At 45.2% G+C, this 13292-nt stretch carries 11 protein-coding genes and 1 tRNA gene; 5 read left to right on the top strand and 7 right to left on the bottom strand.

Translation table 11 applies throughout. From position 1 onward, the window contains the following. Nucleotides 1-179: 179 nt before the first annotated feature. The 4 genes from lon to tig all read right to left on the bottom strand — a co-directional run bounded on the left by lon (nucleotide 180) and on the right by tig (nucleotide 6163). Nucleotides 180-2552, bottom strand: coding sequence for an endopeptidase La (gene lon, locus EQP46_RS07875; RefSeq protein ID WP_129493121.1), 2373 nt, complete (start codon nucleotides 2550-2552; stop codon nucleotides 180-182). A gap of 159 nt (nucleotides 2553-2711) precedes the next feature. After that, nucleotides 2712-3992, bottom strand: coding sequence for an ATP-dependent protease ATP-binding subunit ClpX (clpX, locus tag EQP46_RS07870; RefSeq protein ID WP_129493120.1), 1281 nt, complete (start codon nucleotides 3990-3992; stop codon nucleotides 2712-2714). A gap of 138 nt (nucleotides 3993-4130) precedes the next feature. Next, nucleotides 4131-4754 carry an ATP-dependent Clp endopeptidase proteolytic subunit ClpP gene (gene clpP / locus EQP46_RS07865; protein ID WP_017008461.1) on the bottom strand — a complete coding sequence of 208 codons (624 nt, stop codon included), beginning with the start codon at nucleotides 4752-4754 and terminating at the stop codon, nucleotides 4131-4133. A 107-nt stretch (nucleotides 4755-4861) separates the two neighbouring features. Further along, nucleotides 4862-6163: a trigger factor gene (tig, locus tag EQP46_RS07860; RefSeq protein ID WP_129493119.1), complete on the bottom strand. Its 1302-nt coding sequence runs from the start codon at nucleotides 6161-6163 to the stop codon at nucleotides 4862-4864. Between the two features lie 691 nt (nucleotides 6164-6854). On the opposite strand from tig, the gene EQP46_RS07855 reads away from it, so the two are divergent. Next, the gene (locus EQP46_RS07855; protein WP_129493118.1) at nucleotides 6855-7058 is read left to right on the top strand and encodes a hypothetical protein; all 204 of its coding nucleotides are present in this window, start codon (nucleotides 6855-6857) and stop codon (nucleotides 7056-7058) included. A 91-nt stretch (nucleotides 7059-7149) separates the two neighbouring features. Here the strand turns inward: EQP46_RS07855 and EQP46_RS07850 are convergent. After that, a tRNA-Arg gene (locus EQP46_RS07850) sits at nucleotides 7150-7226 on the bottom strand. A gap of 294 nt (nucleotides 7227-7520) precedes the next feature. Here EQP46_RS07850 and EQP46_RS07845 point away from each other — a divergent pair. The 4 genes from EQP46_RS07845 to folD all read left to right on the top strand — a co-directional run bounded on the left by EQP46_RS07845 (nucleotide 7521) and on the right by folD (nucleotide 11675). Next, entirely contained in the window at nucleotides 7521-8018 is a 498-nt protein-coding gene (locus EQP46_RS07845) for an MgtC/SapB family protein (RefSeq protein WP_129493117.1), read from the top strand. Between the two features lie 225 nt (nucleotides 8019-8243). Next, nucleotides 8244-9431: an MFS transporter gene (locus EQP46_RS07840; RefSeq protein ID WP_129493116.1), complete on the top strand. Its 1188-nt coding sequence runs from the start codon at nucleotides 8244-8246 to the stop codon at nucleotides 9429-9431. Nucleotides 9432-9945: 514 nt separating this feature from the next. Continuing rightward, complete coding sequence (locus tag EQP46_RS07835; RefSeq protein ID WP_129493115.1) at nucleotides 9946-10683, top strand: S1 family peptidase; 738 nt, start codon at nucleotides 9946-9948, stop codon at nucleotides 10681-10683. A gap of 137 nt (nucleotides 10684-10820) precedes the next feature. After that, the gene (gene folD / locus EQP46_RS07830; protein WP_129493114.1) at nucleotides 10821-11675 is read left to right on the top strand and encodes a bifunctional methylenetetrahydrofolate dehydrogenase/methenyltetrahydrofolate cyclohydrolase FolD; all 855 of its coding nucleotides are present in this window, start codon (nucleotides 10821-10823) and stop codon (nucleotides 11673-11675) included. A gap of 54 nt (nucleotides 11676-11729) precedes the next feature. On the opposite strand, the gene EQP46_RS07825 is transcribed toward folD, so the two are convergent. Together EQP46_RS07825 and EQP46_RS07820 are read right to left on the bottom strand one after the other, a co-directional pair. Further along, on the bottom strand, nucleotides 11730-12284 hold the full coding sequence (locus EQP46_RS07825) for a sugar transferase (RefSeq protein WP_129493113.1): 555 nt from the start codon (nucleotides 12282-12284) through the stop codon (nucleotides 11730-11732). A gap of 17 nt (nucleotides 12285-12301) precedes the next feature. Next, complete coding sequence (locus EQP46_RS07820; protein WP_129493112.1) at nucleotides 12302-13279, bottom strand: UDP-glucose 4-epimerase family protein; 978 nt, start codon at nucleotides 13277-13279, stop codon at nucleotides 12302-12304. Nucleotides 13280-13292 lie beyond the last annotated feature (13 nt).

Raw genomic sequence — 13292 nt, 5'->3', positions numbered from 1 at the left:
AACGAACCACAAATCCCATTTTTTGCGGTGATAGGTGTTTTTACCCATCAAATTTATTTAAATATTTCTATCAAAACGCTGTAGCTGTTATGAATTAAGGGCTTGCAGCGTTTCCATTAAGTTAGCCCTCAAAAAAAAAGCTGACAAGCCTTTTGCTGGCTGTCAGCCCTTTACGTTGCTTAATTTTGCTGCACGTCACTCTTTTTCGGCGTGACAAGCTCTATTCCGAGAGGATTGTCCTGTAAAGCTAGCGTCAGTACTTCATCGATCCAGCGCACAGCGTGGATGTCTAAGTCTGCTTTTACATTATCAGGGATCTCTTCCAGATCACGTTCGTTCTCTTTCGGAATGACGACCGTTTTAATGCCGCCGCGATGAGCTGCAAGCAATTTCTCTTTCAAACCACCGATCGGCAAGACCTCACCACGGAGTGTGATTTCACCCGTCATTGCAACATCAGCGCGCACAGGGTTACCTGTAAGGCTCGAAACCAACGCAGTACACATTGCAATACCCGCACTTGGGCCATCTTTCGGTGTCGCACCTTCAGGAACGTGGACGTGGATATCACGCTTCTCATAGAAGTCGTTATTAATACCTAGCTTTTCAGCACGGGTACGCACCACCGTCATTGCAGCCTGAATAGACTCTTGCATCACATCGCCCAGCGAACCGGTTTGCGTCAGCTTGCCTTTACCTGGCATTGATTCTGTTTCAATGGTCAGCAAATCGCCGCCCACAGACGTCCACGCTAAGCCTGTTACTTGGCCGATGCGGTTGCTTTCGTCTGCTTTACCAAAGTCATAGCGCTGCACACCTAAGTAATCTTTCAGGTTGTCCTGATTGATGGTGATGGATTTCAGGTCTTTGTTAAGTAAGATTTCTTTCACTGCTTTACGGCACAGTTTAGAAATCTCGCGCTCAAGGCTACGCACACCCGCTTCACGTGTGTAATAGCGAATAATGCCAATGATCGCTGAATCTTCAATGCTCACTTCGCTTGGTTTCAAACCATTGCGCTTCACTTGCTTATCAACCAAGTGTTGCTTAGCGATGTTGAGTTTTTCATCTTCGGTGTAACCCGAAAGACGAATTACTTCCATACGGTCTAGCAATGGACCTGGAATATTCATGGAGTTTGAGGTCGCCACGAACATCACATCAGACAGATCATAATCTACTTCGAGGTAGTGATCGTTGAACGCGTTATTTTGTTCTGGATCAAGCACTTCTAGCAAAGCAGATGACGGGTCACCACGCATGTCAGAGGACATTTTGTCGATTTCATCAAGCAAGAATAGCGGGTTCTTCACGCCAACTTTTGCCATTTTTTGAACAAGCTTGCCCGGTAGAGAGCCGATGTAGGTACGACGGTGACCGCGGATTTCCGCTTCGTCACGCACGCCACCCAGCGCCATACGGGTGTACTTACGGCCTGTTGCTTTTGCAATGGACTGACCCAACGAGGTTTTACCCACACCAGGAGGACCGACAAGACACAGAATTGGGCCTTTCAGCTTGTTAACACGGTTCTGTACGGCGAGGTATTCCAAAATGCGCTCTTTTACGCGCTCAAGCCCGTAATGGTCCGCATTGAGGATTTCTTCCGCTTTCGCCAAATCTTTTTTCACTTTCGAGCGCTTCGACCATGGCACGCTGACCATCCAGTCGATATAGCTGCGAACCACTGTGGCTTCTGCTGACATCGGTGACATCATCTTCAGCTTCTGAAGTTCTTGCTCGGTTTTCTCTTTGGCTTCCTGAGGCATTTTCGATTCTTCGATCTTCAGCTTCAGGCTTTCAAATTCATCAGGCGCATCATCCAGCTCACCCAGTTCTTTCTGGATAGCTTTCATTTGCTCGTTCAAGTAATACTCGCGCTGACTCTTTTCCATCTGCTTCTTAACACGGCTGCGAATACGTTTCTCAACCTGTAGCAAATCGATTTCCGATTCCATCATGGTCATGAGGAATTCGAGACGGTCGGCGATATCGATGATTTCTAACACTTGCTGTTTATCATGCAGCTTAAGCGGCATGTGCGCAGCAATGGTATCTGCGAGACGAGCAGCCTCATCAATACCATTTAGCGATGTCAGTACTTCTGGCGGGATTTTTTTGTTCAGTTTGATAAAACCTTCAAACTGACTGATTGCCGTGCGAACCAATACTTCTTGCTCACGCTCATCCATCTCTGGCGTTTGCATATACTGAGCATCAGCAATGAAGAAGTCATCTTCACGGAATTTTTTAATTTCTGCGCGTTGAAGTCCCTCAACAAGTACCTTCACGGTGCCGTCAGGCAGTTTCAACAACTGCAATATCGAGGCAACAGTACCCACTTCATAGAGGTCTTCGATAGCAGGGTCATCAGTGGCGGCATCTTTCTGTGCGACCAATAGAATCTGCTTATCGTTGTCCATCGCTGCTTCAAGGCAACGGATCGATTTATCCCTTCCAACAAACAGTGGAATAACCATATGGGGATAAACAACCACGTCACGCAAAGGCAGGACCGGAATTTCAATGCGCTCGGAACGCTCCAAGTTCATATTGTTCTCTCTTCCGTTTTAGATATTAAAGAGTATATGGGGATAGAATGTCAGTATTCAACGACATGTGCAGCAGAAAATAAAAAAGGGAGCGATTGCCCCCTTTTTTCTTATAATTTGTTGGTTAAATACGCAATTTAACCTTATGGTAGGAAGGTGTTATTCAGCACCTGCTGCCTGATTTTCTGTTGCTTCATAGATCAACAGTGGGTCGGATTCACCTTTTATCACCGATTCGTCGATAACCACTTTCGTGACATCTTTGTTCGATGGTAAATCGTACATCGTATCCAACAGCACAGCTTCAACGATTGAACGCAGACCACGAGCACCTGTTTTACGCTCCATCGCTTTGTGTGCGATCGCCGTTAACGCATCGTCTCTGAATTCAAGTTCAACACCGTCAAGCTCCAACAGTGCAGCGTACTGCTTGGTCAGGGCATTCTTCGGCTCGCGAAGAATTTGGACAAGTGCATCTTCATCAAGCTCGCCCAAAATAGCGCTCACTGGAAGACGACCAATAAATTCAGGGATCAGGCCGTATTTAACGAGATCTTCTGGTTCGACTTTGCTGAACAGGTCACTCAAGGTCGCTTCTTGATCTTTCGAACGCACTTCTGCGCCGAAACCAATGCCGCTACCTTTTGCGACGCGCTGATCAACCACTTTGTCTAGGCCTGCAAACGCTCCACCACAGATAAAGAGGATCTTAGAGGTATCTACCTGCAAAAACTCTTGCTGTGGGTGCTTGCGACCACCTTGTGGCGGAACAGAAGCAATCGTACCTTCTACCAATTTCAACAATGCTTGTTGAACACCTTCGCCCGAAACGTCACGGGTGATCGATGGGTTGTCTGATTTGCGTGAGATTTTATCAATCTCATCGATGTACACGATACCGCGCTCGGCCTTCGCAACATCGTAATCACACTTCTGAAGCAGTTTCTGGATGATGTTCTCGACGTCTTCACCTACATAACCGGCTTCGGTCAATGTGGTTGCATCTGCCATGGTGAACGGCACATCCAGAAAACGCGCCAGTGTTTCTGCAAGCAGTGTTTTACCGCTACCGGTTGGACCGATTAGCAGGATATTACTTTTACCAAGCTCAACGCCTTCCGCATTGGTATCGCCATTTCTCAGGCGCTTGTAGTGGTTATATACCGCTACTGAAAGCACTTTTTTGGCTTTATCTTGACCAATTACGTAATCATCAAGGTGTGCACGAATTTCCATAGGAGTTGGAAGTTCGTTACTGTCGCGCTTCGGCATGACCTCTTTTATTTCTTCACGAATGATGTCGTTACATAGGTCAACACACTCATCGCAGATATAAACAGAAGGTCCAGCAATTAACTTGCGTACTTCATGCTGGCTTTTGCCGCAGAAAGAGCAGTACAGCAACTTTCCGCTGCCACCGTCTTTTCGCTTGTCTGTCATTCGCTAACCTCTTTAGGCATTTGCCCATGTTTGCCATGATCTGAGTCTACATCAACTCGTCGGAAATTTCCGAAGTGTTAGAGACTCTATTCCAAGACAGTCAGTATCAATCGACTCTAACTGTCTCAGAATTAAAAATTAATCGCGTTTATTTAAAACTGCATCAACCAGACCATAATCCGTTGCATCTTGCGCTGCCATGAAGTTATCACGATCAGTATCGCGCTCAATCACTTCTAACGGTTGCCCTGTGTGTTCTGCCAGCAAGGTGTTTAGCTTTTGCTTGATGGTCAGAATTTCTTGCGCATGGATTTGGATGTCTGATGCTTGGCCTTGGAAACCGCCAAGTGGTTGGTGAATCATAACGCGAGAGTTTGGTAGGCAGTAACGCTTACCTTTCGCTCCGCCCGCCAATAGGAATGCACCCATTGAACACGCTTGTCCCATACACACAGTGCTTACATCTGGCTTGATGTATTGCATGGTGTCGTAGATTGACATACCTGCAGTAACTGAACCGCCAGGTGAGTTGATGTACAGGAAGATATCTTTTTCTGGATTTTCTGATTCGAGAAACAGCAGCTGTGCAACCACCAAATTCGCCATGTGGTCTTCAACTTGACCGGTCAAAAAAATCACACGCTCTTTCAGCAGGCGGGAATAGATGTCATAAGAACGTTCACCACGAGAGGTTTGTTCGACCACCATCGGTACCAGCGCATCCATGATTGAAGGCATTCCGTTTTTTTCTTGAAAGCTCATAGTGTTATTTCCCTAAAATAAATGGCCCGGATGAATTAACTTCATACGGACCATTGTTATCAGAAGAGTGAATTCTAAGTCAATTGTCCACTCAACAATTCTAGCACTTAAGCTTGAGCTGGGTTCATTAGCTCAGAGAAAGCTTGCTCTTTTTCAGAAACTTGTGCTTTAGCTAGCAATGCGTCGATAGCTTGTTCTTCAAGTGCAACGTTACGCATGTTTTCCATCAAGCGTTGGTCTTGCTCGTAGTAAGCAACAACTTCTGATGGATCTTCGTATGCTGAAGCCATTTCTGCGATAAGTGCTTTAACGCGCTCTTCGTCAGCTTTTAGCTCTTCAGATTTGATGACTTCACCAAGAAGAAGGCCAACAACTACGCGACGTTTCGCTTGCTCTTCGAACAATTCACGTGGAAGCTCTGGTGCGTTTTCCATGTTGCCACCGAAACGCTGAACAGCTTGCTTACGCAGCACTTCAACTTCTTGATCGATCAGCGCAGCAGGTACGTCGATGTCGTTTTGCTCAACAAGACCATCAATCACTTGCTCTTTGATGCGGTTTTTAACAGCTTGCTTCAGTTCGCGTTCCATGTTCTTGCGCACTTCTGTTTTAAGACCGTCAACGCCGCCTTCTTCAACACCGAAACGAGCAACGAACTCATCAGTCAGCTCAGGAAGCTCTTGCGCTTCAACTTTGCTTAGTTTGATGTCAAATTTCGCCGCTTTACCTTTTAGGTTTTCTGCGTGGTAGTCTTCAGGGAAGTTCACTTCGATAGTGAATTCGTCACCCGCTTTCTTACCAACGATGCCGTCTTCGAAACCAGGGATCATACGGTTTTGACCCATAACCAGCGCGAAGCCTTCTGCTTTACCGCCTTCGAACTCTTCGCCATCGATAAAGCCAGTGAAGTCGATAGTTACACGGCTATCAGCAACAGCTGCAGCTTCAACGTCAGACCAAGAAGCTTGCTGCTTGCGAAGCGTTTCGATCATTTCAGCAACGTCTTCATCTTTTACTTCAGCTTGTGGCTTAACCACTTCAACTTTGTCTAGATCTTTCAGTGCGATTTCTGGGTAAACTTCAAAAGATGCTTTGAATACTAGGTCTTTACCTTCTTCAACATCTACTGGTGTAAATGTTGGTGCACCCGCTGGGTTTACTTTCTCTTTGATGATTGCTTCGATGAAATGACGCTGCATCACTTCACCCATCACGTCGTTACGTACTGCTTTGCCGTACATACGTGAAACCATCTTCAAAGGCACTTTACCTTTACGGAAACCATCGAAACGACGATTTTTAGCAATGTTGCGTAGTTCTGCAGTCACAGCGTCTTCGATGTTTGCTGCTGGAACAGTGATAGTCAGGTGGCGCTCTAGGCCTTCTGTGGTTTCAACGGTAACTTGCATTGTATTTATAACCTCAAAACTTACTCAGGTGACTGAGTGATGTTGCCCGGTGTTTTCCCGGTAGCATCCTTTCGTGTTACAGCGATTTTTCGCCATAACGCCTGTGAAACGGGATACATTGCGTTCAAACGCGAAGTATCTGTTTGCCCTATTACATAGAGGCTGGATTTTAAGACGCGCCATTATAGCGACACCAACCTTATGAGTCGAGACGGGCTCTATGATTCATGATGTTTCTGTGAGATTGGGACTAGAAATGAACTTTCAAGGGGGACAGAAAAAAAAGTGATACTATTTTTGCGTTTTTCTTCTCCACGCTTTAACGATTTCAGCCGTGATAATGCATGTTATGCAGACGCTCACCTCGTAGTAGAAGGTTGGCGAACAACGTTAAACCCAAAGCGTAAATAAGACCGTATTAGAGTGATAATTCGAAGGGCGTATTTTACAGGTTCTCCCCATATTCCAGATAGCAGCCAGAAATTTAATTAGGCATTGATATCTACATTATTAGCCACTCATGTGATTTCCATCCCAGACCCCCTCGTTGAAACAGGTTACTTTTTCGCCATTGCATGGTGGTTAAGTTGCGTATCCTCATGAAATTTCGGGGATATAACGTGCAACGAAACCCAACAACTCACGCTTACTCTTTCCGTTATGATGGTTAGCATAGAAATAGGATTCGCCGATGAAAGAAGATCATCAAAGCTTCCAATCATTGAAGCAATTCGTCACACAATTAAGCCTAGACGAACAAAAAATGCTGAAAGACATCCTTTCTAGCAATCGAAGGATAAGCGAAGCACCCCGTATTTCTGTCGAAGAAAGCCCTCTGCTAACCACTGACGAAATGGATGCAATCATGCAATTGTTCAAGTCGGGAGCAACATGATTGCCACTTGCGCACAACATCAGGGGGATTTCAGACAGGTGGAAAAGCAAAAAGGCCAGAGATGAAGATCTCTGGCCTTTTTTGAAATTGATGGCGCGCCCTACAGGATTCGAACCTGTGACCCACGACTTAGAAGGTCGTTGCTCTATCCAGCTGAGCTAAGGGCGCATCGCCCACACAACGTGCGAGTGCAAGCGGGATTATAAGGAGACAAAGCCTCTCGTCAACGGTTTTCCTTACACTTCATGACCAAACGGCGAATAAAGCGTCACCCGCCCGTTCAATTTTAAACAAAACGTAAGAATAGGCGTGATAAAAATTGATCGCGGACTCTATAAAAACTTTTCATCGCAAGATTACTTGAGCTTTTCCTTCTTCAAGCAGATAGTTCGCCCCGTTTATCCCGCGATTTTTGAATACACCATGAACCTATCTCTATTTACACAATCAGGAACTTTTAGCATGACAGCGTTTTGGGACATTACACCTTTCAGTTGGGAGGGCGTTTTGTTATGTGCCATCTGTGGTTGGCTTTTGGGTATTGAGCGTCAACTGAGGGGGAAACCCGTAGGGATACGCACAGCCATTCTCATTGTGTTGGGTACGTATGTGTTTATGCGTCTTGCCATTTCGCTTTCAGACAACTCTCTCGACCATGCGCGTGTGCTTGGACAAATCGTTACAGGGGTTGGTTTTCTTGGCGCCGGCGTGATGATGGCAAGAGATGGTCAAATCCAAGGTGTCACCTCGGCAGCTGTCGTATGGCTAATGGCTGGATTGGGCATGATTATCGCGTTTGATTATGGTCGCCAAGCGCTACTGCTTTGTGCTTTTGTGCTCTTTGTCCTTGTGGGTATCGATAAAGTTGAAACGACGTTTTCAGCACTTCGTAAAGGCGTGCATAAACATTGGAAAGAAAAACGCAAAAAGACAGAAAAACATGCCGAAATAGTGGATTAATCGCAGGTTATTTGCATAACCATTCCAATCGATTTTTTTTATCGTGAAGAGTAAATATTCTCACTTTACGTTTCGAACTGGCGAAATAATAATCGCGACGAAAGTAAGCAATTTACTGTAGGTTCCACCCTACCCACCCTGGTGTAGAGAGCCTCAAACAGATTCTAAAACCTGTCCCCTTCGGACAGGTTTTTTCATTCACCTCTTTTATATTTGAGAAAAGCATTGCAACAGAACCCAGTGATCAGGGCTGAAGGCAACAGCCCGCTTGTGCCTGTTATTAGCCTAAGCCTATTTGCCATCGCATCAGGTTTCCTGATGAGCCTTATACCTCTGGCGCTGGTAGAAAGAGGTATGTCGTTAGATCTCGCATCTTGGCTTGCCAGCGTTTTCTATGCAGGCTTGCTAGGCGGTGCGTTGATCAGTGCAAAAATCGTCGGTCGTCTGGGTCATAGAAATGCTCTTGTGCTTTTTCTTTTGGTCATTGTTGCGACCGTTAGTGCGATGGCAGTGTTCTCGCAGCCATCACTTTGGCTTAGCGCTCGTTTTGTTGCTGGTGTTGCTGTTGCTGGTGTCTTTGTTGTTATCGAGTCGTGGTTGCTGATGGCAGACACAGAAAAAGCACGTGCAAAGCGTCTTGGCCTTTACATGGCATCACTTTACGGCGGTTCTGCACTTGGACAGCTAGGTATCGGCCTTTTTGGCACTTCTGGTGTGTTACCTATGATGGTTGTTGCGGTACTGATGTTTGCTGCAATTTTGCCACCACTGGTTGTACGCAAAGGCCAACCTAAAGCAATGGCACACTCAAGTATTAAGCTAGGTGAGATGAAAAACTTACCTTCTGCAGCGTATATCGGCTGCATCGTATCTGGGTTAGTTTTGGGTTCTATCTATGGTTTGTTGCCGTTGGAGCTGGAAAGCAAATACAGCCAAGAGCAAGTTGGCTCACTCATGGCCGTGGTGATTCTAGGTGGGATGGCTGTTCAGCCATTGGTGAGTTGGCTAAATGCACGTGTTGAAAAAGCGCTCTTAATGGCTGCGTTTTGTTTCACAGGTCTGTTGTCTATCGCGATGATTGAAATCGCGACAGTCACTGGCGGACTAATGACAGGCCTATTTTTGTTGGGTGCTTCTGCTTTTGCGCTTTACCCTGTTGCAATCACATTGGCGTGTAAAAAGGTTTCTGAATCTCAAATTGTTGCAGCTGCCGAGCTAATGCTGTTGAGCTACAGTGTTGGTTCAGTTATTGGCCCAGTGGTCGCTGGTGAAGTGATGGGCGCGCAAGAAGGGTTGATGATTTACTTTGCTGTGTGCTTTACCGCAACGCTCATCTTTATGCTGATATCGACCAAACGCAATCGTCGCAGCGGCGCTGGCGGAGTCGAAGACACGGCAACTGTAGATATCTAAACACGCAGACTACAACGCCATTAAAAGGTTAGACAGGAAGTAACATTCTTTCTGTCTAACTATAAATACAACCTTTCTACAGCGTAACCAATTACCGTACTAGATCCGCAATAAAATTGACGCTACCCCTCATCCTGCGCTTATACCTACACTTACTTGCTTCTTATATGACTGTTTTATTTTGAATGTATATTATTTTTGTTAATTAATTATCTATTCGCATACCATTCCATTAAGTTCATATTCAAACATATCTTATTATATAAACCCCTCTATTGATTATTTTGTCACTTAATTCTGCATCGATAAATATACAAACTTGAAAAAACGTCTCCCATCCGACTTTTTTAACAACCACACGGTGTAAAGGGTTAATAATAATACTTATAAATCAATCACTTAATAATTTATTGAGTAAATTATTTATAGAAACTTGTACGTTATAACTTTCACTCCCTACGCTAGAAATGTTGACGCGATTTTTGTTCCTACGTCAGCGTTGAGGGAGAAATTTATGTTACGAACACTGCGCTCGATTTTTGCCATCGTCATTTCTATGCATTTACTCACAGGTTGTATTTTAATTAACGGCCCGACTGAGTACGCGAATGAAACGAACGCACCAAGCATTAATTACCTCCCTATTGGCATTCCTTTTATACTAGGTGGACATGGTTCAAGTGTTCCATTAACCGAAGACCTAAGCCTAACGGCTAAACACGTCGCTAAACTTGATTACAGCACTGTAGTTGCGTACCACCCAAGTTGTGATGTCGCCATAATAAAAGAAGACAATCGAAATAAGCGACTCGCGCCGTTAGGTAGGGTCTCAGCAAATGATAACGTGAAGACTTACGGGATTGGCTTTTCGGGAAAATCGATCGTTGGTGAAGGGAAATATTATTTAGATGTGAATTTTGTCGATAGCAGTCTCTTTGCCAATTGCCCTGCGAGCATTATGGATGCGCCCATTCAATCAGGCATGAGTGGTGGCGGAACGTTCAACGATAAAGGTGAGCTAGTCGGCATCATATCTGGCATGTCAGGCTCTAGCTTCAAACTGCTAGATGGACGAGAGTTAGGGAATGAGCGAACTAGCGTATTCGTTTCCACCCTTCATATTAAAGACTGGATAGCCGATTCAATTGAAAATCACTACGGCCTAGATATGGATACTCTTATTGCTGATGTTCCCTCTCTGGCTGGTGACTTTTTCACCAATACAACACCTACGTTTAACCCTCACCCTTGATATAACTCACCAACAATGATCTGAGCCGACTATTTCATAGCGCAAACAAATAGCAAACGTTTGCGCTATAGCCATATCACATTTTTTTTGTCAAAATACGCCAAATTTTCCTGCTCTCGTAATGCCAAAGGAACACAATGGCCGCTCAAATTATTGATGGAAAGCTTATTTCCCAAACGGTTCGATTAGAAGTTGCAGCTCGCGTCGAAGCGCGTAAATCTGCGGGGCTACGAGCACCAGGGCTTGCAGTCGTTCTCGTCGGAGACGATCCAGCCTCACAAGTATATGTTGGTAGCAAACGTCGTGTATGTGAAGAAGTTGGCTTTATTTCGAAATCCTACGACCTACCTTCGAGCACGAGTGAATCAGACTTGCTGGCGCTCATTGACGAGTTAAACAATGACCCAGAAATCGATGGGATTCTCGTACAATTGCCATTGCCAGCCCAGATGGACTCCACCAATGTCCTTGAACGCATTAGCCCAGAGAAAGATGTAGACGGTTTCCACCCTTATAACGTTGGCCGTCTTTGCCAACGCATGCCAAAACTCCGCTCTTGTACCCCAAAAGGCATCATTACGCTGCTTGATCGTTACAACATTCCCGTACGTGGTATGCATGCAGTGGTGGTGGGCGCTTCAAACATTGTTGGCCGCCCAATGACGATGGAACTGCTTTTAGCTGGCTGTACAACAACAACGTGTCATCGTTTTACCAAAGATCTAGAGCATCATGTTCGACAGGCTGATTTATTGGTTGTTGCGGTAGGAAAACCAAACTTCATCCCGGGAGATTGGATCAAACCGGGTGCAGTGGTTATTGATGTGGGCATTAACCGCCTAGACAACGGCAAGTTGGTCGGTGACGTGGAATATGACGTAGCAAAAGAAAAAGCGACGCATATTACGCCTGTACCTGGTGGCGTTGGACCAATGACCGTTGCGACGCTGATTGAGAATACGCTGTTGGCGTGTGAGCAGTTTCACTCGTAATTTCGTCGACCGAATTAAAAAAGGCGCTCGTACGTATGAGCGCCTTTTTTGTGACTAGCTATTTTTTATCCTGTCACCAGCCCCGCTTCCTGTCGCGGTTTGAATGATGTAGGTAAAGTAGTTTTTTAAAGACATACTTTCAATCATTCGCTTATCCCAGTTTGCTAATTCATTCGGCGTCGACATATCAATCGCGTTTACCTGTGCAAGCCCTGTAATGCCTGGGAGTACATCAAACACACCGTTCTTTTCACGCGCCTCAATAAGCTCCTTCTGATTAAACAAACAAGGTCGAGGGCCAACCAAACTCATCTCACCTTTTAGCACATTGACCAACTGAGGGAGTTCATCAAGTTTTGTCTTACGTAGAAACGCGCCAAATTTTGTCACTGATGACTGGCTGGCTAAATGCGTTGCCACTGACTTAGTGTCAGGTGACATCGTACGGAATTTGATCAAGGTAAATGGTTTTTGGTTTTTACCGACTCGGACTTGGCGAAAGATGGGGGATTTGGTGTCGAAATAACCAAGAACAGTGACGGCTAACAATAAAGGCCAAAGGAACAAAAGGCCTACCAATGCTGAAAAAAAATCGATAACTCTAAGCATGATACGTTTTCACTTATCTATTTACTCGACAAATAGGCGCTAACAGTTCTTTGAATTCCCTGCTCAAAGCTGAAGGGAGGCTTCCACGATAGCGTATTCATTGTGTCCGATATGTCTAATTGTAGATTGCCACAAACCCTATCAGCGATGTGAGATTTACCCAAAAGCTTGGCGGCAAACTCAATGGATTTCTGCGGAATTGGGATAAGTAGGCTTTTTCTTCCCATCCCCTTTGCAATCTCGTTCAGCATCCGTGTGGTAGATACATCGTCGTTGTCTGAAACAAGAAAAGTTTTATTTGCAGCGTTTGGATGCTCACAACATAGGATAACTAAAGATACAAGGTTCTCTATGTATACCAAGCTTCGGAGATTTCGAATCGCACCAAAAGGCAAAGGGATGCGTTTTTGCACAAGATTCATCATCGCTAAAAAGTTAGCTTTAACGCCTGGACCGTAGACTAATGGAGGACGGATAATAACAACCTCCATGCCCGTCTCTTTAGCTATTTCCCTAAGACCAACTTCTGCTTCGTGTTTGCTCACCCCATAAGGGTCACACGGGGAAGGCTGAGCAGAAATGTTGAAAGCATCATTCTCTAGAGTACACTCACCGTTTACCTTAATAGAACTGATAAAAACAAAGCGTTTCACACCTGCGGCTGCTGCTTGCCTAGCCAGGTTCAGCGTACCGAGAGTATTTGTTTCTATATAGGCTTTTAACGTATCTTCTGGCGTCAAACTTTCGTTCATCTGATGTACTCTGGCTGCACAGTGGACAACTACGTCGACTTCGTTTAAAACCAAAGACCAGTCAGACTCTGAATCAATCTTTGGCATAACAAAAGAGTTCGCATTTTCGTTTTTCGACCTTGATTGAAAGATGCTAAACCAGCCGACTAACGTTGCTGTATCCACAATCTGACGACCAACAAAGCCGGTGCCACCTGTCACAAAAAGATTCACAATTTCACTAACTCTACCCGCTAAACGCATGATTCTATCACGT

Source organism: Enterovibrio baiacu, assembly GCF_004120195.1.
Taxonomy (GTDB): Bacteria; Pseudomonadota; Gammaproteobacteria; order Enterobacterales; family Vibrionaceae; genus Enterovibrio; species Enterovibrio baiacui.
Note: the sequence above shows the minus strand (reverse complement) of the source record. Positions and strands in the feature narration are given on the sequence as shown.